Origin of the sequence: Enterobacter sp. Crenshaw, from assembly GCF_024734705.1 — a bacterium.
Taxonomy (GTDB): domain Bacteria; phylum Pseudomonadota; class Gammaproteobacteria; order Enterobacterales; family Enterobacteriaceae; genus Enterobacter; species Enterobacter asburiae_B.
On record NZ_CP102932.1, the window covers coordinates 816,366 to 839,189 of the forward strand.

Annotated in this window: 19 protein-coding genes; 18 read left to right on the top strand and 1 reads right to left on the bottom strand. The window is 53.6% G+C overall.

Annotation, left to right across the window (positions count from 1 at the left end):
• Positions 1–11 precede the first annotated feature (11 nt).
• Positions 12–806 (bottom strand): type I methionyl aminopeptidase, encoded by a 795-nt coding sequence (gene map, locus NWV12_RS03765; RefSeq protein WP_048978986.1) that lies wholly within the window; start codon positions 804–806, stop codon positions 12–14.
• Between the two features lie 321 nt (positions 807–1,127).
• Between map and rpsB the strand changes: the two genes are divergently transcribed.
• The 18 genes from rpsB to NWV12_RS03855 all read left to right on the top strand — a co-directional run bounded on the left by rpsB (position 1,128) and on the right by NWV12_RS03855 (position 22,808).
• On the top strand, positions 1,128–1,853 hold the full coding sequence (gene rpsB / locus NWV12_RS03770; RefSeq protein ID WP_003856207.1) for a 30S ribosomal protein S2: 726 nt from the start codon (positions 1,128–1,130) through the stop codon (positions 1,851–1,853).
• Between the two features lie 117 nt (positions 1,854–1,970).
• Positions 1,971–2,822: a translation elongation factor Ts gene (gene tsf / locus NWV12_RS03775; RefSeq protein WP_014882627.1), complete on the top strand. Its 852-nt coding sequence runs from the start codon at positions 1,971–1,973 to the stop codon at positions 2,820–2,822.
• 150 nt (positions 2,823–2,972) lie between these two features.
• Positions 2,973–3,698, top strand: a complete 726-nt coding sequence (gene pyrH, locus NWV12_RS03780) for a UMP kinase (RefSeq protein ID WP_008501910.1) — start codon at positions 2,973–2,975, stop codon at positions 3,696–3,698.
• A 168-nt stretch (positions 3,699–3,866) separates the two neighbouring features.
• Complete coding sequence (gene frr, locus NWV12_RS03785; RefSeq protein ID WP_003856180.1) at positions 3,867–4,424, top strand: ribosome recycling factor; 558 nt, start codon at positions 3,867–3,869, stop codon at positions 4,422–4,424.
• A 95-nt stretch (positions 4,425–4,519) separates the two neighbouring features.
• Positions 4,520–5,719: a 1-deoxy-D-xylulose-5-phosphate reductoisomerase gene (gene ispC / locus NWV12_RS03790; RefSeq protein ID WP_048978985.1), complete on the top strand. Its 1,200-nt coding sequence runs from the start codon at positions 4,520–4,522 to the stop codon at positions 5,717–5,719.
• Positions 5,720–5,905: 186 nt separating this feature from the next.
• Positions 5,906–6,664, top strand: coding sequence for a (2E,6E)-farnesyl-diphosphate-specific ditrans,polycis-undecaprenyl-diphosphate synthase (gene ispU, locus NWV12_RS03795; RefSeq protein ID WP_024907522.1), 759 nt, complete (start codon positions 5,906–5,908; stop codon positions 6,662–6,664).
• A gap of 12 nt (positions 6,665–6,676) precedes the next feature.
• A complete protein-coding gene (cdsA, locus tag NWV12_RS03800) occupies positions 6,677–7,534 on the top strand; it encodes a phosphatidate cytidylyltransferase (RefSeq protein WP_023310457.1) in 858 nt (285 codons plus the stop codon).
• Between the two features lie 11 nt (positions 7,535–7,545).
• The gene (gene rseP, locus NWV12_RS03805; protein WP_023310458.1) at positions 7,546–8,898 is read left to right on the top strand and encodes a sigma E protease regulator RseP; all 1,353 of its coding nucleotides are present in this window, start codon (positions 7,546–7,548) and stop codon (positions 8,896–8,898) included.
• Between the two features lie 29 nt (positions 8,899–8,927).
• A complete protein-coding gene (bamA, locus tag NWV12_RS03810) occupies positions 8,928–11,345 on the top strand; it encodes an outer membrane protein assembly factor BamA (protein WP_033144673.1) in 2,418 nt (805 codons plus the stop codon).
• A 122-nt stretch (positions 11,346–11,467) separates the two neighbouring features.
• Entirely contained in the window at positions 11,468–11,962 is a 495-nt protein-coding gene (gene skp / locus NWV12_RS03815) for a molecular chaperone Skp (protein WP_032644135.1), read from the top strand.
• Positions 11,963–11,965: 3 nt separating this feature from the next.
• Positions 11,966–12,991: a UDP-3-O-(3-hydroxymyristoyl)glucosamine N-acyltransferase gene (gene lpxD, locus NWV12_RS03820; RefSeq protein WP_032644136.1), complete on the top strand. Its 1,026-nt coding sequence runs from the start codon at positions 11,966–11,968 to the stop codon at positions 12,989–12,991.
• A gap of 102 nt (positions 12,992–13,093) precedes the next feature.
• Positions 13,094–13,549: a 3-hydroxyacyl-ACP dehydratase FabZ gene (fabZ, locus tag NWV12_RS03825; protein ID WP_010426706.1), complete on the top strand. Its 456-nt coding sequence runs from the start codon at positions 13,094–13,096 to the stop codon at positions 13,547–13,549.
• Positions 13,550–13,552: 3 nt separating this feature from the next.
• Positions 13,553–14,341: an acyl-ACP--UDP-N-acetylglucosamine O-acyltransferase gene (gene lpxA / locus NWV12_RS03830; RefSeq protein ID WP_023310462.1), complete on the top strand. Its 789-nt coding sequence runs from the start codon at positions 13,553–13,555 to the stop codon at positions 14,339–14,341.
• A complete protein-coding gene (gene lpxB / locus NWV12_RS03835) occupies positions 14,341–15,489 on the top strand; it encodes a lipid-A-disaccharide synthase (RefSeq protein ID WP_023334578.1) in 1,149 nt (382 codons plus the stop codon). Before lpxA ends, lpxB begins: the two co-directional genes overlap by 1 nt.
• Positions 15,486–16,082 (top strand): ribonuclease HII, encoded by a 597-nt coding sequence (gene rnhB / locus NWV12_RS03840; protein ID WP_024907528.1) that lies wholly within the window; start codon positions 15,486–15,488, stop codon positions 16,080–16,082. The genes lpxB and rnhB overlap by 4 nt, the downstream gene beginning before the upstream one ends.
• A gap of 38 nt (positions 16,083–16,120) precedes the next feature.
• On the top strand, positions 16,121–19,603 hold the full coding sequence (gene dnaE / locus NWV12_RS03845) for a DNA polymerase III subunit alpha (protein WP_033144674.1): 3,483 nt from the start codon (positions 16,121–16,123) through the stop codon (positions 19,601–19,603).
• A gap of 12 nt (positions 19,604–19,615) precedes the next feature.
• Positions 19,616–20,575, top strand: coding sequence for an acetyl-CoA carboxylase carboxyl transferase subunit alpha (gene accA / locus NWV12_RS03850; RefSeq protein ID WP_023310466.1), 960 nt, complete (start codon positions 19,616–19,618; stop codon positions 20,573–20,575).
• A 100-nt stretch (positions 20,576–20,675) separates the two neighbouring features.
• Positions 20,676–22,808, top strand: coding sequence for a lysine decarboxylase LdcC (locus NWV12_RS03855; protein ID WP_048978984.1), 2,133 nt, complete (start codon positions 20,676–20,678; stop codon positions 22,806–22,808).
• Positions 22,809–22,824: the final 16 nt, after the last annotated feature.

The following is a 22,824-nucleotide window of genomic DNA, read 5'->3' on the forward strand; positions in this document are numbered from 1 at the left end:
CGGCTTTTTTATCATTCATCGTGCGTCAGTATCGCCGGGATGGTGTCATCCTTGCGCAACGTCATAATTTCGCAGCCGTTGTCTGTTACCACAATAGTATGCTCGTACTGCGCAGACAAGCTTCTGTCTTTGGTTTTCACCGTCCAGCCGTCTTTCATGGTGCGGATGCGGTAATCACCCGCGTTGACCATCGGCTCAATGGTAAAGGTCATGCCTTTTTGCAGCACCACGCCGCCGTCATCTGCATCATAGTGCAGGACCTGCGGTTCTTCATGGAAGACGCGACCAATGCCGTGACCGCAGTACTCGCGCACCACGGAGAAACCTTCTGCTTCCACAAACTTCTGGATTGCCGCACCGAGGGTACGCAGGCGAATACCCGGTTTAACCATTTTCAGCGCCAGATAGAGGCTGTCCTGGGTGACTTTGCACAGGCGCTCGCCCAGGATGGTCGGCTTGCCAACGATGAACATTTTTGAGGTGTCCCCGTGGTACTCGTCTTTAATGACGGTCACGTCGATGTTGACGATGTCGCCATCTTTCAGCAGTTTTTCGTCATCCGGAATGCCGTGACACACCACTTCATTAATAGAGATGCAGACGGATTTCGGGAAACCGTGGTAGCCGAGGCAGGCGGAAACCGCGTGCTGCTCGTTCACGATATAGTCGTTACAGATACGGTCCAGTTCACCGGTGCTGACGCCCGGCTTCACGAACGGCTCGATCATTTCCAGCACTTCCGCGGCCAGACGACCGGCGATGCGCATCTTTTCAATTTCTTCAGGTGTCTTAATAGAGATAGCCATGTAATCTGTCCATCGGTGTCGATTTTTTCGACAATACTAGTCTAAGTGTCGTCAATGGTATCAGTCAGGCACGCTCCGTGCCAAATTGAGAATCATTAACAGCACACTCCGCCAACAACTGTTGGTTTCTGGTCGTGTTTTGTGGTATAAAGCGCGCCGGACTTCCGATCCATCTCAGATACACAGGCTGGACGGAAGCGACAAATCTCACTTTGTGTAACAACACACACGTATCGGCACATATTCCGGGGTGCCCTTCGGGGTCGGTAATATGGGATACGTGGAGGCATAACCCCAACTTTCAATATAGAGGTTTTAAACATGGCAACTGTTTCCATGCGCGACATGCTCAAGGCTGGTGTTCACTTCGGTCACCAGACCCGTTACTGGAACCCGAAAATGAAGCCTTTCATCTTCGGCGCGCGTAACAAAGTTCACATCATCAACCTTGAGAAAACTGTACCAATGTTCAACGAAGCCCTGGCTGAGCTGAACAAGATCTCTTCCCGTAAAGGTAAGATTCTGTTCGTTGGTACTAAGCGCGCTGCAAGCGAAGCTGTGAAAGATGCTGCTAACAGCTGCGACCAGTTCTTCGTGAACCATCGCTGGTTGGGCGGCATGCTGACCAACTGGAAAACTGTTCGTCAGTCCATCAAACGCCTGAAAGATCTGGAAACCCAGTCTCAGGACGGTACTTTCGACAAGCTGACTAAGAAAGAAGCGCTGATGCGCACTCGTGAACTGGACAAGCTGGAAAACAGCCTGGGCGGTATCAAAGATATGGGCGGCCTGCCAGACGCGCTGTTCGTAATCGATGCAGACCACGAGCACATCGCAATCAAAGAAGCTAACAACCTGGGTATCCCGGTATTCGCTATCGTTGATACCAACTCCGATCCGGACGGTGTTGACTTCGTTATCCCGGGTAACGACGACGCAATCCGTGCTGTTAGCCTGTACCTGAGCGCTGTAGCTGCTACCGTTCGTGAAGGCCGTTCCCAGGATCTGGCTTCTCAGGCGGAAGAAAGCTTCGTAGAAGCTGAATAATAAGGTTTTACCCCTTATTAGTACCGTGTATGAATAGGGGCCCATTACCGGCCCCTTTTTTCAATTTACACTGTTTGGCCCCCGGCCGGGCAGTTCACATCTCCCGAGGATTTAAGAATGGCTGAAATTACCGCATCCCTGGTAAAAGAGCTGCGCGAGCGTACTGGCGCAGGCATGATGGATTGCAAAAAAGCGCTGACTGAAGCGAACGGCGACATCGAGCTGGCAATCGAAAACATGCGTAAATCCGGTGCGATCAAAGCAGCTAAAAAAGCAGGCAACGTTGCTGCTGACGGCGTGATCATCACTAAGATCGACGGCAACTACGGCATCATTCTGGAAGTTAACTGCCAGACTGACTTCGTTGCTAAAGATGGCGGTTTCCAGGCATTTGCTAACAAAGTTCTGGACGCAGCTGTTGCTGGTAAAATCACTGACGTTGAAGTTCTGAAAGCACAGTTCGAAGAAGAACGTGTTGCGCTGGTTGCTAAAATCGGTGAGAACATCAACATCCGTCGCGTATCTTCTCTGGAAGGCGACGTTCTGGGCTCTTACCAGCACGGTGCACGTATCGGTGTTCTGGTTGCGGCTAAAGGCGCTGACGAAGAGCTGGTTAAACAGCTGGCTATGCACATCGCTGCAAGCAAACCAGAATTCGTTAAGCCAGAAGACGTGTCTGCTGAAGTGGTAGAGAAAGAGTACCAGGTTCAGCTGGACATCGCGATGCAGTCTGGTAAGCCAAAAGAAATCGCAGAGAAAATGGTTGAAGGCCGCATGAAGAAATTCACCGGCGAAGTTTCTCTGACTGGCCAGCCATTCGTAATGGACCCAAGCAAGTCTGTTGCTCAGCTGCTGAAAGAGCACAACGCTGACGTAACTGGCTTCATCCGCTTCGAAGTGGGCGAAGGCATCGAGAAAGTTGAGACTGACTTCGCAGCAGAAGTTGCTGCAATGTCCAAGCAGTCTTAATGATTGAAAAGGAGCCGCCTGAGGGCGGCTTCTTTTTGTCACCCGTCACAGGAAATCAGACAGGCTCCAGTATCGCTGTGCTGATTTGCGGCATATCATGTCGCCAGAATTAACCCCCATCTTAATCGTTGACAGTCTCAGGAAAGAAACATGGCTACCAATGCAAAACCCGTGTACAAACGCATTCTGCTTAAGCTGAGTGGCGAAGCGCTGCAGGGATCAGAAGGCTTCGGTATTGACGCAAGCATCCTTGATCGCATGGCACAGGAAATCAAAGAACTGGTCGAACTGGGTATCCAGGTTGGCGTGGTCATTGGCGGTGGCAACCTTTTCCGTGGTGCTGGTCTGGCGAAAGCGGGGATGAACCGCGTTGTGGGCGACCACATGGGTATGCTGGCAACCGTCATGAATGGCCTGGCGATGCGTGATGCCCTGCACCGCGCCTATGTGAATGCCCGCCTGATGTCCGCGATTCCGCTGAATGGCGTTTGCGATAATTACAGCTGGGCAGAAGCCATCAGCCTGCTGCGCAATAACCGCGTGGTGATCCTCTCCGCCGGTACGGGTAACCCGTTCTTTACGACCGATTCCGCTGCCTGCCTGCGCGGTATCGAGATCGAAGCCGATGTGGTACTGAAAGCGACCAAAGTAGACGGCGTGTTTACTGCCGACCCGGCAAAAGATCCTTCTGCCACCATGTACGATCAGCTGAGCTACAGCGAAGTGCTGGATAAAGAGCTGAAAGTGATGGATCTTGCCGCCTTCACGCTGGCTCGCGACCACAAACTGCCGATCCGTGTCTTCAACATGAACAAGCCTGGCGCACTGCGTCGCGTGGTCATGGGCGAAAAAGAAGGCACTTTGATCACGGAATAATTTCCGTTGACGATAAATACAGGTAAGATTCCGCTTTATTTTGTAGTGGTATCTTTACCCGGGCGCGCCTTTGGCGTTGTCATGAATTAAACGCGACTATACTTAGCACACCTGTAGCGCTGTGCTGGCGGATAGTCTGCCTGAGACAAGTTTTCAAGGATTCGTAACGTGATTAACGACATCAGAAAAGATGCTGAAGTACGCATGGACAAATGCGTAGAAGCGTTCAAAAACCAAATCAGCAAAATCCGTACTGGCCGTGCTTCCCCAAGCCTGCTGGATGGCATCATCGTAGAATATTACGGTACGCCAACCCCTCTGCGCCAGCTGGCGAGCGTGACGGTTGAAGATACCCGTACGCTGAAAATCAACGTCTTCGACCGCTCTATGAGCCCGGCCGTTGAGAAAGCGATTATGGCCTCTGACCTCGGACTGAACCCAAGCTCTGCGGGCGCAGATATCCGAGTTCCACTGCCTCCGCTGACGGAAGAACGTCGTAAAGATCTTATCAAAGTGGTTCGTGGCGAAGCTGAGCAGGGTCGTGTATCCGTGCGTAACGTCCGTCGTGACGCGAACGATAAAGTGAAAGCACTGCTGAAAGAAAAAGAGATCAGCGAAGATGACGATCGTCGTTCTCAGGACGACATTCAGAAAATGACCGACGCGGCCATCAAGAAAATTGATGCGGCGCTGGCAGAAAAAGAAGCGGAACTGATGCAGTTCTGATTTCTGTCGTACACTGATAAACGCCGTTCAGAAGGACTTCGGGTCTTGCTGGCGGCGTTTTGCTTTTATCTGGTCTAACTTTTTTCGGGCATCTCATGAAGCATTTAACACTCCTCGGCTCAACCGGCTCTATCGGTTGCAGCACTCTCGACGTCGTTCGCCATAATCCTGAACTTTACACCGTGACAGCGCTGGTGGCCGGTAAGAATGTGCAGCGAATGGTCGAACAGTGCCTGGAGTTTGCGCCCCGCTATGCGGTGATGGATGACGAAGAGAGCGCGCGTCTGCTGAAAGCACAGCTGCGTGAAAAGGGCAGTCGAACCGAGGTGCTGAGCGGCCAGCAGGCGGCCTGCGAGATGGCGGCGCTGGATGAGGTAGATCAGGTCATGGCGGCCATTGTCGGCGCGGCAGGGCTGCTGCCCACGCTTGCTGCGATTGATGCCGGTAAGGATGTTTTGCTGGCCAATAAAGAGTCGCTGGTCACCTGCGGACGCCTGTTTATGGATGCGGTGAAGCAGCGCGGCGCGCGTCTTCTGCCGGTCGACAGCGAACACAACGCGATTTTTCAGAGTTTACCGCAACCTTTTCAACAGAACCTGGGGTACGCTGACCTGGAGCAGAGTGGCGTAGTGTCTATTCTACTTACCGGGTCTGGTGGCCCATTCCGTGAAACGCCACTGTCTGAACTGCGTGCGATGACACCGGATCAGGCGTGCCGTCATCCGAACTGGTCGATGGGGCGTAAAATCTCCGTTGATTCTGCCACCATGATGAACAAAGGTCTGGAATACATTGAAGCGCGCTGGCTGTTTAATGCGTCAGCGAAACAGATGGAAGTACTGATTCACCCGCAATCGGTGATTCACTCGATGGTGCGTTATCAGGATGGCAGCGTGCTGGCACAGCTGGGCGAGCCGGACATGCGTACGCCGATTGCCCATTCAATGGCGTGGCCAAATCGAGTGAAATCCGGCGCGAAGCCGCTTGATTTCTGCAAGCTAAGTTCCCTGACGTTCAGTGAACCAGACTACGACCGCTATCCTTGTCTGAAGCTTGCGATGAATGCCTTTGACCAGGGGCAGGCGGCGACGACGGCACTTAATGCAGCTAATGAAATTACCGTTGAGGCATTTCTGAATCAGCAAATTCGTTTTACCGATATCGCGTCGTTAAATTTATCGGTACTGGAGATGATGGATTTGCGCGAACCACAAAGCGTGGAAGAGGTGCTGGCGGTGGATGCAGCTGCGCGTAATATTGCGCGCCAACAGGTGACACGTCTCGCAAGCTGGTGATAAAGCAAGCACTAGTCGTCGTGCTATTTGTTAGCGTTGGGCTTCAGTGATATAGTCTGCGCCACCTGATCGCAGGTATTTGACTTAATGTGGTCAGGTGAGCCGTGGTTTGACACGGCTTTTTTATGTATAGGCTTCAGTATTCCTGAGTACCGTTAAATCCTTTTCAGGGACAAAAAACGCGTTATGTTGTCTGCGAATCAACCAATAAGCGAAAATTTGCCAGCTCATGGCTGCCGTCATGTAGCAATCATTATGGATGGCAATGGCCGCTGGGCGAAAAGACAAGGGAAGATACGAGCCTTTGGGCATAAAGCGGGGGCGAAATCCGTTCGTCGCGCCGTTTCTTTTGCCGCCAACAACGGCATTGATGCGTTAACGCTCTATGCTTTTAGCAGTGAAAACTGGAATCGACCTCTGCAGGAAGTGACTGCGTTGATGGAATTGTTTGTGTGGGCGCTAGACAGCGAAGTAAAAAGCCTGCACCGCCACAACGTCCGCCTGCGTATCATTGGCGATACCAGTCGTTTTAACTCACGTTTGCAGGAACGGATCCGCAAAGCTGAAGCGCTGACGGAAAATAATACCGGTTTGACGCTGAATATTGCGGCGAATTACGGCGGACGCTGGGATATTATCCAGGGCGTTCGGCATCTGGCCGAACAGGTTCAGGAAGGGCTGTTGAGACCCGACCAAATTGATGAAGAGGCGCTGAGCAAGCAAATCTGCATGAATGAACAGGCACCTGTGGATTTGGTAATTAGGACAGGGGGGGAACATCGCATAAGTAACTTTTTGATATGGCAAATTGCCTATGCCGAACTTTACTTTACGGATGTTCTTTGGCCCGATTTTGATGAACAAGACTTTGAAGGTGCGCTGCATGCCTTTGCCAATCGAGAGCGTCGTTTCGGCGGCACCGAGCCTGGTGGCGACAAAGCCTGATGGGGGTAGCTTTTGCTGAAGTATCGCCTGATTTCCGCTTTTGTATTAATACCCATTGTCATTGCGGCGCTGTTTTTACTGCCCCCGGTGGGATTCGCTATTGTCACGCTGGTGGTGTGCATGCTCGCCGCGTGGGAATGGGGACAGTTTAGCGGCTTTACCTCGCGCACTCAGCGAGTATGGCTTGCGGTACTTTGTGGCTTTATCCTGGCCATAATGCTGTTTACGTTACCTGAATATCACCATGATATTCATCAGCCCCTGGTTGCCGGTTCCTTGTGGATATCGCTGGCCTGGTGGGTTGCCGCGCTGTTGCTGGTTCTTTTTTATCCGGGTTCCGCGGCATTGTGGCGTAATTCAAAAGTGCTGCGACTGATTTTTGGCTTGCTCACAATTATTCCTTTTTTCTGGGGTATGGTTGCGCTGCGAGCCTGGCACTACGACGAAAACCACTACAGCGGTGCGATCTGGCTGCTTTATGTGATGATTCTGGTCTGGGGGGCTGACTCCGGGGCCTATATGTTTGGTAAACTGTTTGGCAAACATAAGCTGGCACCGAAGGTTTCTCCGGGCAAAACCTGGCAAGGATTCATCGGCGGCCTGTTTACGGCAGCGATCATCTCCTGGGGCTACGGCGTCTGGGCGAATCTTGAAGTGGCACCGTCAATACTGCTGGTGTGCTCGATTTTTGCTGCGCTTGCCTCCGTGCTCGGTGATTTAACCGAAAGTATGTTTAAGCGTGAAGCAGGGATTAAGGACAGCGGACACCTGATTCCAGGGCATGGCGGTATACTGGATCGCATTGATAGCCTGACAGCGGCTGTTCCAGTGTTTGCGTGTTTGCTTTTACTGGTATTCGGGACGATTTAACGGAAGGTTTTATGCTGAGCATTCTCTGGAATCTGGCGGCGTTCATTGTTGCACTGGGTGTACTGATTACCGTGCATGAATTTGGCCATTTCTGGGTTGCTCGCCGCTGTGGCGTGCGCGTAGAGCGATTTTCCATCGGTTTTGGTAAATCACTCTGGACGCGCACCGACCGCCACGGCACGGAATTTGTCATCGCCCTTATCCCGCTGGGCGGCTACGTCAAAATGCTCGACGAACGCGTCGAGCCTGTCGCTCCTGAGCTGCGACACAGCGCATTCAACAATAAAACCGTTGGACAACGCGCCGCCATCATTGCTGCCGGACCGGTAGCCAACTTCATCTTTGCGATTTTCGCTTACTGGCTGGTGTTTATCATCGGCGTCCCTGGCGTACGTCCGGTGGTGGGTGAAATTGCCCCCAATTCCATCGCGGCGAGTGCGCAAATTACATCCGGGATGGAACTTAAAGCGATTGATGGCATCGAAACCCCTGATTGGGATGCCGTGCGACTGCAGCTGGTAGCCAAAATCGGCGATCCGCAGACCACCATCAGCGTATCGCCGTTTGGTTCAGATACGCGTCAGGACAAAGTACTCGATTTACGTCACTGGCGTTTCGAGCCAGACAAAGAGGATCCCGTCGCTGCGCTGGGCATTCGTCCACGCGGCGCGCAGATTGAGCCGGTATTAGCCGAAGTACAGGCAAATTCGGCGGCGAGCAAAGCGGGTTTGCAAGCGGGCGACAGGATCGTTAAAGTCGATGGTCAACCATTAACAGAGTGGATGACCTTTGTTACTCTGGTGCGCGATAATCCGGGAACGTCTCTCGCGCTGGAAGTTGAAAGGCAGGGCAGTCCGCTTTCGCTGACGCTGATCCCGGATACGAAGTCGGTCGGCAAAAAGGCAGAAGGGTTTGCAGGCGTTGTGCCAAAAGTGATCCCGCTGCCAGATGAGTACAAGACAATACGCCAGTATGGGCCGTTCAGCGCCATCCTTGAAGCCACGGATAAAACATGGCAACTGATGAAGCTGACGGTCAACATGTTGGGGAAATTGATAACCGGTGATGTGAAACTGAACAACCTCAGTGGGCCAATTTCGATTGCTCAGGGGGCTGGGATGTCAGCGGAATTCGGGGTGATTTACTATCTCATGTTCCTCGCGCTCATTAGCGTGAACCTTGGGATAATCAACCTGTTCCCGCTTCCCGTTTTAGACGGGGGTCATCTGCTGTTTTTGGCGATTGAAAAGCTAAAAGGCGGACCGGTATCCGAGCGAGTTCAAGACTTTAGTTATCGCATTGGCTCGATTTTGCTGGTGCTGTTAATGGGGCTTGCACTTTTCAATGATTTCTCTCGGTTGTAAGAGAGTGTTAGGAAGAACGCATAATAACGATGGCGATGAAAAAGTTGCTCATAGCGTCGCTGCTGTTTAGCAGCGCCACCGTATACGGTGCTGACGGGTTCGTAGTGAAAGACATTCATTTCGAAGGCCTCCAGCGTGTCGCCGTTGGTGCGGCCCTCCTCAGTATGCCTGTACGCCCCGGCGATACGGTTAATGATGATGATATCAGTAACACCATCCGTGCTCTGTTTGCCACCGGCAACTTTGAGGACGTCCGCGTCCTGCGCGATGGTGATACGCTGCTGGTACAGGTAAAAGAACGTCCGACGATCGCCAGTATCACTTTCTCCGGTAACAAGTCGGTGAAAGATGACATGCTCAAGCAGAACCTTGAAGCATCTGGTGTTCGTGTGGGTGAGTCCCTGGACCGCACAACCCTTTCAGACATTGAAAAAGGTCTGGAAGACTTCTACTACAGCGTCGGTAAATACAGCGCCAGCGTGAAAGCGGTTGTCACTCCGCTGCCACGTAACCGTGTTGACCTGAAGCTGGTCTTCCAGGAAGGTGTTTCTGCGAAGATCCAGCAGATCAACATTGTCGGCAACCACGCGTTCAGCACCGACGAACTGATCTCCACCTTCCAGCTGCGCGATGAAGTGCCATGGTGGAACGTGGTGGGCGATCGCAAATACCAGAAACAGAAACTGGCGGGCGACCTCGAAACCCTGCGCAGCTACTATCTCGATCGTGGCTATGCGCGTTTCAACATCGACTCGACTCAGGTCAGTCTGACTCCGGACAAGAAAGGTATCTACATTACGGTTAACATCACTGAAGGCGAGCAGTACAAGCTTTCTGGTGTTGAAGTGAGTGGTAACCTGGCGGGGCATTCTGCTGAAATCGAATCGCTGACCAAAATTCAGCCGGGCGATCTGTATAGCGGTTCCAAGGTAACCAAAATGGAAGACAGCATTAAGAAGCTGCTCGGCCGCTACGGTTATGCCTATCCGCGCGTACAGACTCAGCCGGAAATCAATGACGCGGATAAAACCGTTAAGCTGCACGTGAATGTTGATGCGGGCAACCGTTTCTACGTGCGTAAGATCCGCTTCGTCGGTAACGACACCTCCAAAGATTCCGTTCTGCGTCGCGAAATGCGTCAGATGGAAGGCGCATGGTTGGGAAGCGACCTCGTTGATCAGGGTAAAGAGCGTCTGAACCGTCTGGGCTATTTTGAAACGGTGGATACCGATACCCAGCGCGTACCGGGCAGCCCGGATCAGGTTGATGTCGTATATAAAGTGAAAGAGCGCAACACCGGTAGCTTCAACTTCGGTGTGGGCTACGGTACTGAAAGCGGCGTCAGCTTCCAGGTCGGCGTACAGCAGGATAACTGGCTGGGTACGGGTTACTCTGTCGGTATTAACGGCACCAAAAACGACTACCAGACCTACTCTGAGTTCTCTGTGACTAACCCATACTTCACCGTAGACGGTGTGAGCCTGGGCGGTCGTATCTTCTATAACGACTTTAAAGCAGATGACGCGGACCTGTCTTCATACACCAACAAGAGTTACGGTGTAGACGGTACGCTTGGCTTCCCGGTTAACGAATACAACACCCTGCGTGCAGGCTTGGGTTACGTGCATAACGACCTGTCCAACATGCAACCGCAGGTGGCGATGTGGCGTTATCTGGACTCTATCGGCCAGTCAACCAGTAAAAATGGTAATGACAATGGCTTCGCGGCGGATGACTTCACCTTTAACTACGGCTGGACCTATAACCGTCTCGACCGTGGTTACTTCCCAACGGAAGGTTCTCGCGTCAACCTGAACGGTAAAGTTACCGTGCCGGGTTCCGATAACGAGTTCTATAAGGTCACGCTGGATACCGCGTCCTACTTCCCGATCGATGACGACCATAAGTGGGTGGTTCTGGGTCGTACCCGTTGGGGCTATGGAGATGGTCTGGGTAGCAAAGAACTGCCGTTCTATGAAAACTTCTATGCGGGTGGCTCCAGCACCGTTCGTGGTTTCCAGTCCAACAACATTGGTCCGAAAGCGGTTTACTACGGCGGAAACGACAAAGATAACTGTGATAAGTCTTCCTCGTCAGAAGTCTGTAGCTCCAATGACGCGGTGGGCGGTAACGCCATGGCCGTTGCCAGCCTGGAGTTCATCACGCCAACGCCGTTTATCAGTGATAAATATGCGAACTCGGTCCGTACGTCCTTCTTCTGGGATGCCGGTACCGTGTGGGATACCAACTGGCAGAATACTGCCCAGATGCGCGCAGAAGGCATTCCTGACTACAGCGATCCGAGCAATATTCGCATGTCTGCCGGTATCGCATTACAATGGATGTCACCGCTGGGGCCGTTGGTCTTCTCCTACGCCCAGCCGTTTAAGAAATATGATGGAGACAAAGCGGAGCAATTCCAGTTTAACATTGGTAAAACCTGGTAATAATCCGCTGCAAAGGAATGCGTTGGCAGTGTAGCGCTGACAACTGGCGATCGGTTACACGGTCGCCTTGCCACGCAAAGAACGGTACCTTCTGGTGCCAATGGGATGGTAAGGAGTTAATTGTGAAAAAGTGGTTATTAGCTGCAGGTCTCGGTTTAGCGATGGCAACTTCTGCTCAGGCAGCAGACAAAATTGCAATCGTCAACATGGGTAATTTGTTCCAGCAGGTTGCACAGAAAACGGGTGTTTCTGCGACTCTGGAAAACGAATTCAAAGGCCGTGCAAGCGAACTGCAGGGTATGGAAAACGATCTTCAGTCCAAAATGCAGCGTCTGCAGCGTGATGGTTCTACCATGAAAGCAAGCGATCGCAGCAAGCTGGAAAAAGACGTAATGGCTCAGCGCCAGACGTTCTCCCAGAAAGCGCAGGCTTTCGAGCAGGATCGTCAGCGTCGTTCTAACGAAGAACGCGGCAAGCTGGTAACTCGCATTCAGACTGCTGTTAAAGCAGTGGCTGCCGATCAGAGTATCGATCTGGTTGTAGATGCGAACGCCGTTGCTTATAACAGCAAAGATGTTAAAGACATCACTGCTGATGTTCTGAAACAGGTTAAATAAGTAATGCCTTCAATTCGACTGGCTGATTTAGCTCAGCAGTTGGATGCAGAATTACACGGTGATGGCGATATCGTCATCACCGCTGTTGCGTCCATGCAATCTGCTAAAGCTGGCACGATTACCTTCATGGTAAGCCCTAAGTACCGTGAGCAACTGGCTCAATGCCAGGCGTCAGCTGTTGTACTGACGCAGGACGATCTTCCATTTGCCACTGTAAGCGCGCTGGTAGTGAAAAACCCCTACCTGACGTATGCACGCATGGCTCAAATTCTTGATACCACGCCGCAGCCGGCCCAGAACATTGCGGCCAGTGCAGCGATTGATGCGACGGCCAGGCTTGGTAACAACGTCGCCGTTGGCGCGAATGCAGTTATCGAATCCGGCGTTGTGCTGGGCGATAACGTCGTCATTGGCCCGGGCTGCTTCGTTGGGAAAAATACGAAAATCGGCGCCGGAACCCGTTTATGGGCCAATGTGTCCGTTTATCATGATGTTGAAATTGGCGAAAATTGCCTCGTCCAGTCCAGCACCGTTATTGGTTCTGATGGCTTTGGTTACGCTAACGATCGTGGTAACTGGGTTAAGATCCCGCAGCTTGGTCGCGTTATTATTGGCGATCGCGTAGAGATCGGCGCCTGTACCACCATTGACCGTGGCGCGCTTGACGACACGATCATTGGCAATGGTGTTATCATCGATAACCAGTGCCAGATTGCGCATAACGTTGTGATTGGCGACAATACCGCGGTTGCGGGTGGCGTCATCATGGCAGGCAGCCTGAAAATTGGCCGTTATTGCATGATTGGCGGCGCGAGCGTGATTAATGGCCATATGGAAATATGCGACAAGGTGACTGTGACGGGAATGGGCATGGTAATGCGTCCTATCACTGAACCTGGCGTCTATTCCTCAGGTATTCCGCTACAACCCAACAAGGTATGGCGTAAAACAGCAGCTCTGGTGATGAACATTGATGATATGAGCAAGCGCCTCAAGTCCCTTGAGCGTAAGATCGATCAACAAGATTAAGCGTCATCCGTTTAACGCTATTTTTCCCGGCCTGTCGGCTTTCTAATAAACCGGCAGGCCGTGTTATTATTGTTATCAGTACATTTTGACAGGAAGAGTATTTTGACTACTGACACTCATACTCTGCATATTGAAGAGATTTTAGAACTTCTGCCGCACCGCTACCCGTTTCTGCTGGTAGACCGTGTGCTGGATTTTGAAGAAGGTCGTTTTCTGCGCGCAGTGAAAAATGTTTCCGTGAACGAGCCGTTTTTCCAGGGACACTTCCCTGGTAAGCCTATCTTCCCGGGTGTGTTGATTCTGGAAGCGATGGCTCAGGCTACCGGTATTCTGGCGTTTAAAAGCGTTGGCAAACTGGAGCCAGGTGAGCTGTATTACTTCGCGGGTATTGATGAAGCGCGCTTTAAGCGCCCTGTCGTGCCTGGTGATCAGATGATCATGGAAGTCACTTTTGAAAAAACGCGTCGTGGCCTGACTCGCTTCAAAGGCGTAGCGCTGGTTGACGGCAAAGTTGTTTGCGAAGCGACGATGATGTGTGCTCGTAGCCGGGAGTCCTGATACGTGATTGATAAATCAGCCTTTATTCATCCTACCGCTATTGTGGAAACCGGTGCCATCATTGGCGCTAACGTCCACATTGGCCCGTTTTGTATTGTTGGACCCCATGTCGAAATTGGTGAGGGTACAGTACTGAAATCTCATGTTGTCGTGAATGGTCACACGACCATTGGCTGCAATAACGAGATCTATCAGTTCGCTTCCATCGGCGAAGTTAACCAGGATCTGAAATATGCTGGTGAGTCGACCCGTCTGGAAATTGGCGATCGTAACCGTATTCGCGAAAGCGTCACTATTCATCGTGGAACAGTACAGGGTGGTGGGTTGACGAAGGTGGGCAGCGATAACCTGTTTATGGTTAATGCGCATATCGCGCACGACTGTACCGTGGGTGACCGCTGTATTCTTGCCAACAACGCAACGCTGGCAGGACACGTATCGGTTGATGACTTCGCAATTATTGGCGGCATGACCGCAGTCCATCAGTTCTGCATCATTGGTGCGCACGTGATGGTTGGCGGATGCTCCGGTGTGGCGCAGGACGTCCCACCGTATGTGATTGCGCAGGGCAACCATGCCACGCCGTTTGGCGTGAACATCGAAGGCCTCAAGCGTCGTGGTTTTAGTCGCGAAGCGATTACTGCCATCCGCAACGCGTACAAACTGCTGTACCGTAGCGGTAAAACGCTGGAAGAGGCGAAGCCGGAAATTGCCGAGCTGGCGAATAAGCACCCGGAAGTGAACGCGTTCATGGAATTCTTTGACCGTTCAACAAGGGGTCTGATTCGTTAATGGTCGACAGTCGTCCGCTTACGATAGCCCTGGTCGCCGGAGAAACCTCCGGCGATATTCTTGGTGCCGGTCTCATCCGCGCGCTTAAGGCGCGTGTACCCAATGCTCGCTTTGTCGGCGTTGCTGGCCCGCTGATGCAGGCCGAAGGCTGTGAAGCCTGGTATGAAATGGAAGAACTCGCCGTGATGGGCATCGTTGAGGTGCTGGGACGGCTACGCCGTTTGCTGCACATCCGCGCCGATCTCACCCGCCGTTTTACTGAACTCAAACCCGATGTGTTTGTCGGTATCGATGCGCCTGATTTCAACATTACCCTCGAAGGGAATCTGAAAAAGCAGGGTATCAAAACAATTCACTACGTCAGTCCGTCCGTCTGGGCGTGGCGACAGAAACGCGTTTTCAAAATCGGACGGTCCACCAACCTGGTGCTGGCTTTCCTGCCTTTCGAAAAAGCGTTTTACGACAGATTTAATGTTCCGTGCCGTTTTATCGGTCATACCATGGCGGATGCGATGCCATTGGATCCGGATAAAAACGCGGCGCGCGACGCGCTGGGCATCCCGCACGATGTGCACTGTCTGGCATTGCTACCGGGCAGCCGTGGTGCAGAAGTTGAGATGCTGAGCGCCGATTTCCTCAAAACTGCGCAAATTCTTCGCCAGACCTATCCGGATCTTGAAGTGGTTGTTCCGCTGGTAAATGCGAAACGCCGTGAGCAGTTTGAGCGAATCAAAGCGGAAGTCGCCCCGGATCTTCACGTCCGTCTTCTGGACGGGAAAGGGCGGGAAGCGATGTATGCGAGCGATGCCGCGCTGCTGGCCTCCGGCACGGCGGCGCTGGAATGCATGCTGGCGAAATGCCCGATGGTGGTCGGTTATCGCATGAAGCCGTTCACTTTCTGGCTGGCAAAACGTCTGGTTAAAACGGATTATGTCTCCCTGCCAAACCTGCTTGCCGGGCGCGAGCTGGTGAAAGAGCTGCTGCAGGATGAGTGCCAGCCGCAGGCGCTTGCCGATGCACTACTGCCGCTGCTCGCGAACGGCAAGACCAGCCACCAGATGCACGATACCTTCCGCGAACTGCATCAACTGATCCGCTGTAATGCTGATGAGCAAGCGGCTGATGCGGTGCTGGAGTTAGCAAAATGATGGAATTTGTTTATCCTCACACTCGCCTTGTGGCGGGCGTGGACGAAGTGGGTCGTGGCCCGTTGGTCGGGGCTGTGGTGACTGCCGCGGTGATCCTCGATCCGGCTCGCCCGATTATCGGGCTGAACGACTCAAAAAAATTGTCTGAAAAACGCCGTCTGGCGCTGTTCAGTGAGATTCAGGAGAAGGCGCTGGCCTGGAGCCTGGGGCGCGCTGAACCGCATGAAATAGACGAGCTGAATATTTTGCATGCCACGATGCTGGCGATGCAGCGTGCGGTAGCAGGTCTGAAAATTTCCCCGGAATATGTCCTGATTGACGGCAACCGCTGTCCGGCATTGCCCATGCCTTCAATGGCGGTCGTCAAAGGCGATAGTCGGGTCGCAGAAATTAGCGCCGCTTCTATCATTGCCAAAGTGACGCGCGACGCCGAAATGGCCGCGCTGGACCTCACTTATCCTCAGTATGGTTTCGCCCAGCATAAGGGGTATCCCACACCTTTCCATCTGGAAAGGCTGGCTGAACATGGCGCAACCGAACATCACCGGCGCAGTTTTGGCCCGGTGAAACGCGCGCTGGGACGGGTGTCCTGAATCAATACGCAAGCAATTAAGTAACGCGGAATCTGAAGATGGCTGAACCACGTTTCGTACACCTGCGGGTGCATAGCGACTACTCCATGATCGATGGGCTGGCGAAGACCGGGCCGCTGGTAAAAAAGGCGGCCTCCCTTGGCATGCCCGCGCTGGCGATCACCGATTTTACCAACCTGTGTGGCCTGGTGAAGTTCTACGGAACGGCGCACGGTGCGGGAATGAAGCCTATCGTCGGCGCAGATTTTCATGTCCAGAGCGATCTCGTCGGCGATGAAATGACGCAAATCTCCGTGCTGGCGATGAACAACACGGGCTATCAAAACCTCACTCTGCTTATCTCAAAAGCCTATCAGCGCGGATATGGTGCGCTGGGCCCGTGGATCGACAGGGACTGGCTGGCTGAGCTGAACGAAGGGCTGCTGCTGATCTCTGGCGGCCGTATGGGCGATGTCGGTAAATGTCTGCTGCGCGGCAATAGCGCGCTGGTGGATCAATGCGTCTCGTTCTATGAGGAGTATTTCCCGGATCGTTATTATCTGGAGTTGATCCGCACCGGTCGCCAGGACGAAGAGAGCTATCTCCATGCGGCGGTCGCACTTGCGGAAGAACGCGGGCTGCCCGTCGTCGCGACAAACGATGTACGCTTCCTCGAGCCGGGAGATTTTGACGCTCACGAAATTCGCGTGGCGATCCACGATGGCTTCACGCTCGACGATCCGAAACGGCCGCGTAATTACTCCGCTCAACAGTACATGCGCAGCGAGGAGGAGATGTGTGAACTCTTCTCCGATATCCCCGAAGCGCTGGAAAACAGCGTAGAGATCGCCAGGCGCTGTAACGTTACCGTCCGCCTCGGCGAATACTTCCTGCCGCAGTTCCCGACGGGTGACATGACCACGGAAGATTTCCTGGTCGTGAAATCAAAAGAAGGTCTGGAAGAGCGTCTGGAATTCCTGTTCCCGGATGAGGCCGTTCGCAAAGAGAAGCGGCCGCCGTACGATGAACGCCTGGATATTGAACTCCAGGTCATCAACCAGATGGGCTTCCCGGGCTACTTCCTGATCGTAATGGAGTTTATCCAGTGGTCGAAGGATAACGGCGTACCGGTTGGACCGGGACGTGGCTCCGGTGCGGGATCGCTTGTGGCCTATGCGCTTAAAATTACCGACCTCGATCCGCTGGAATTCGACCTGCTGTTCGAACGTTTCCTTAACCCGGAACGTGTTTCCATGCCCGACTTTGACGTCGACTTCTGCATGGAGAAACGCGACCAGGTGATCGAGCACGTTGCCGATATGTACGGCCGTGATGCGGTATCGCAGATTATTACGTTCGGTACGATGGCGGCGAAAGCGGTTATCCGCGACGTCGGCCGCGTGCTGGGCCACCCGTACGGGTTTGTCGATCGCATTTCTAAGCTGGTGCCGCCCGATCCGGGCATGACGCTGGCAAAAGCGTTTGAAGCCGAACCTCAGCTGCCGGAAATCTACGAAGCTGACGAAGAAGTGAAAGCGCTGATTGACATGGCGCGCAAGCTGGAAGGCGTCACGCGTAACGCCGGTAAGCATGCGGGGGGCGTGGTTATCGCCCCGACCAAAATTACCGACTTCGCGCCGCTCTACTGCGATGAAGCGGGTGAGCACCCGGTTACTCAGTTTGATAAGAACGACGTAGAATACGCCGGGCTGGTGAAGTTTGACTTCCTCGGCCTGCGTACGCTGACGATCATCGACTGGGCGCTGAAGATGATCAACCCGCGCCGGGAAAAGCAGGGCCTTGAGCCGATAGACATTGCCGCCATCCCGCTGGATGACAAGAAAAGTTTCGACATGCTGCAGCGCTCGGAGACGACGGCCGTCTTCCAGCTTGAATCCCGCGGCATGAAAGATCTGATTAAACGCCTGCAGCCCGACTGCTTCGAAGATATGATCGCACTGGTCGCCCTGTTCCGTCCGGGCCCACTGCAGTCAGGGATGGTAGATAACTTTATCGACCGTAAGCACGGTCGCGAAGAGATTTCTTACCCGGACGTTCAGTGGCAGCATGAAAGCCTGAAGCCGGTGCTGGAGCCAACCTACGGCATTATCCTGTATCAGGAACAGGTCATGCAGATTGCTCAGGTGCTTTCCGGCTATACGCTCGGCGGCGCGGACATGCTGCGTCGTGCGATGGGTAAGAAAAAGCCGGAAGAGATGGCCAAGCAGCGCTCCATCTTTGAAGACGGGGCGAAGAAAAACGGCGTTGACGGCGAGCTGGCGATGAAAATCTTCGACCTGGTGGAGAAATTCGCCGGGTACGGATTTAACAAATCTCACTCCGCCGCCTATGCTTTGGTGTCGTATCAAACGCTGTGGCTGAAAGCGCACTATCCTGCTGAATTTATGGCGGCGGTAATGACGGCCGATATGGACAACACCGAGAAGGTGGTTGGCCTGGTGGACGAGTGCTGGCGCATGGGGCTTAAGATCCTGCCGCCGGATATTAACTCAGGGCTCTACCACTTCCACGTCAACGACGATGGAGAGATCGTTTATGGGATCGGCGCGATCAAAGGCGTGGGCGAAGGTCCGATCGAGGCGATCATCGAAGCGCGTAACAACGGCGGGTATTTCCGCGAGCTGTTCGATCTTTGCGCCCGTACCGACACCAAAAAACTGAACCGTCGCGTGCTGGAAAAACTGATCATGTCCGGCGCGTTTGACAGGCTGGGGCCGCACCGCGCCGCGCTGATGAATTCCCTCGGCGACGCCCTGAAAGCGGCGGATCAGCACGCAAAAGCGGAAGCCATTGGTCAGGCGGATATGTTCGGCGTGCTGGCGGAAGAGCCAGAGCAGATCGAGCAATCTTATTCCAACTGCCAGCCGTGGCCAGAACAGGTGGTACTGGATGGGGAGCGTGAGACGTTAGGCTTGTACCTGACGGGGCACCCGATCAACCAGTACATCAAAGAAATTGAGCGCTATGTCGGCGGCCACAGGCTTAAAGACATGCATCCGACAGAACGTGGTAAAATCACCACGGCTGCGGGGCTCGTGATTGCCGCAAGGGTTATGGTCACCAAGCGCGGTAATCGTATCGGCATCTGTACGTTGGATGACCGTTCCGGGCGTCTGGAGGTGATGTTGTTCACCGACGCGCTGGATAAATACCAGCAATTGCTGGAAAAAGACCGCATACTTATCGTCAGCGGACAGGTCAGCTTTGATGACTTCAGTGGGGGGCTTAAAATGACCGCCCGCGAAGTGATGGACATTGACGAAGCCCGGGAAAAATATGCTCGCGGGCTTGCTATCTCGCTGACGGACAGGCAAATTGATGACCAGCTTTTAAACCGACTCCGTCAGTCTCTGGAACCCCACCGCTCGGGGACAATTCCAGTACATCTCTACTATCAGAGGGCGGATGCACGTGCGCGGTTGCGCTTTGGTGCAACGTGGCGTGTCTCTCCGAGCGATCGTTTACTGAACGATCTCCGTGGCCTCATTGGTTCGGAGCAGGTGGAACTGGAGTTTGACTAATACAGGAATACTATGAGTCTGAATTTCCTTGATTTCGAACAGCCGATTGCTGAGCTGGAAGCGAAAATCGATTCTCTGACAGCGGTTAGCCGTCAGGATGAAAAACTGGATATTAACATCGACGAAGAAGTGCATCGTCTGCGCGAGAAAAGCGTAGAGCTGACGCGCAAAATCTTTGCCGATCTCGGCGCATGGCAGGTGGCCCAGCTGGCTCGCCATCCACAGCGTCCGTACACCCTGGATTATGTCCGCCTGGCGTTTGACGAATTTGACGAACTGGCAGGCGATCGCGCATACGCTGACGATAAAGCTATCGTTGGCGGTATCGCGCGTCTGGACGGACGCCCGGTGATGATCATTGGTCATCAGAAAGGTCGTGAAACCAAAGAGAAAATCCGTCGTAACTTCGGTATGCCAGCACCAGAAGGCTACCGTAAAGCCCTGCGTCTGATGGAGATGGCTGAGCGTTTCAACATGCCAATCATCACCTTCATCGACACCCCGGGTGCATACCCTGGCGTGGGCGCGGAAGAGCGCGGTCAGTCTGAAGCTATCGCGCGCAACCTGCGCGAGATGTCTCGTCTGAAGGTGCCGGTCATCTGTACCGTTATCGGTGAGGGTGGTTCCGGCGGTGCGCTGGCGATTGGCGTGGGCGATAAAGTGAATATGCTGCAGTACAGCACCTATTCCGTTATCTCCCCGGAAGGCTGTGCGTCCATTCTGTGGAAAAGCGCCGACAAAGCGCCGCTGGCTGCAGAAGCAATGGGCATCATTGCGCCACGCCTGAAAGAGCTGAAGCTGATCGACTCCATCATTCCGGAACCGCTGGGTGGTGCGCATCGTAAGCCGGAAGTAATGGCGGCTTCTCTGAAAGCGCAGCTGCTGGCTGACCTGGCAGATCTGGACGTGCTGAGCAAAGACGATCTGCTCAACCGCCGTTACCAGCGTCTGATGACCTACGGTTACGCGTAAGCTTCACAATTATCTGAAAAGCCGCACAATGTTGCGGCTTTTTTTATACCTGCGGTTTAGCCGGACTATGCTTAGCTAATGTTTTTTAAGGAGGAAGCCCATGAATATCATTGCCATTATGGGGCCACACGGCGTCTTTTATAAAGATGAGCCGATTAAGGAGCTGGAGCAATCCCTGCAGTCGCGCGGGTATCAGCTAATCTGGCCGCACAACAGCGCCGATCTGCTGAAGTTCATCGAGCATAACCCGCGTATCTGCGGCGTGATCTTCGACTGGGACGAATACGATCTCGAACTGTGCAGCGACATCAACAAGCTGAACGAATACCTCCCGCTGTACGCGTTTATCAATACCCACTCAACCATGGACGTCAGCGCCAATGATATGCGTATGGCGCTGTGGTTCTTTGAATATTCCCTCGGCGTGGCGGAAGATATTGCGACCCGCATTCAGCAATACACGAATGAATATCTCGATAACATCACTCCGCCCTTTACCCGTGCGCTCTTCACCTACGTGAAGGAGGGGAAATATACCTTCTGTACGCCAGGTCATATGGCGGGAACGGCCTATCAAAAAAGCCCGGTGGGCTGCCTGTTCTATGATTTCTTCGGTGGCAACACCCTAAAAGCGGACGTGTCTATTTCAGTCACCGAACTAGGCTCTCTGCTGGATCACACCGGCCCGCATCTTGAAGCCGAAGAGTATATCGCCCGCACCTTTGGCGCCGAGCAGAGCTATATGGTGACCAACGGCACCTCGACCTCGAACAAAATTGTCGGGATGTACGCTGCGCCTGCTGGTAGCACCTTGCTGATTGACCGTAACTGCCATAAATCGCTGGCACACCTGCTGATGATGAGCGACGTCGTACCGCTCTGGCTCTCGCCCACGCGTAACGCGCTCGGTATTCTTGGCGGCATTCCGCGCCGGGAGTTCACCCACGAAGCCATTGAAAGTAAGGTCGCGGCAATTCCTGGCGCAAGCTGGCCTGTCCATGCGGTGATCACCAATTCCACCTACGACGGTTTGCTGTACAACACGAACTGGATCAAACAGACGCTGGACGTGCCGTCGATCCACTTCGATTCCGCATGGGTGCCTTACACTAATTTCCATCCGATTTACGCAGGCAAAAGCGGCATGAGCGGTGAACGGGTGCCGGAGAAAGTGTTCTTCGAAACGCAGTCGACGCATAAAATGCTGGCGGCGTTTTCCCAGGCTTCGCTTATTCACATCAAAGGCGAGTACGACGAAGACACGTTCAACGAAGCCTTTATGATGCACACCACCACCTCGCCGAGCTACCCGCTGGTGGCCTCTATTGAAACGGCCGCGGCGATGCTGCGCGGCAATCCCGGTAAGCGTCTCATCAATCGTTCGGTGGAACGCGCGCTGCATTTCCGCAAAGAGGTTCAGCGGCTTAAAGATGAAGCCGACGGCTGGTTCTTTGATATCTGGCAGCCGGAAGAGATTGATGAAGCCGAATGCTGGCCCGTCTCGCCCGGCGAAGACTGGCATGGCTTCCGGGATGCCGATAGCGACCATATGTTCCTCGACCCGGTAAAAGTGACGATCCTGACGCCGGGCATGGATGAGCAGGGCAAGATGAGCGATGAAGGTATTCCGGCCGCGCTGGTCGCGAAATTCCTTGATGAACGTGGCGTGGTGGTGGAGAAAACCGGTCCCTATAACCTGCTGTTCCTGTTCAGCATCGGGATCGACAAAACCCGGGCGATGGGGTTGTTGCGCGGCCTGATGGAGTTTAAGCGGGCCTACGATCTTAACCTGCGGGTAAAGAACATGCTGCCGGATCTCTACGCGGAGGATCCCGACTTCTATCGAAATATGCGCATTCAGGATCTGGCCCAGGGGATCCACAGGCTGATCCGTCAGCACGATCTGCCGCGTCTGATGCTTCAGGCGTTCGATGTCTTACCGGAGATGAAGTTTACCCCGCACAAGGCATGGCAGCGCCAGGTGAAAGGGGAGGTCGAAACCGTCGAGCTGGAAAACCTGGTCGGCCGCGTATCGGCTAACATGATCCTGCCTTACCCGCCGGGCGTTCCGCTCCTGATGCCGGGAGAGATGATTACCGAAGAGAGTCGGGCGGTGCTTGATTTCCTGCTGATGCTCTGTTCGGTAGGGCGGCACTATCCCGGTTTTGAGACGGATATCCACGGTGCGAAGCGCGACGAGAGCGGCGTTTACTGGGTGCGAGTCCTAAAATAAGGGTGACCGCTTGCCA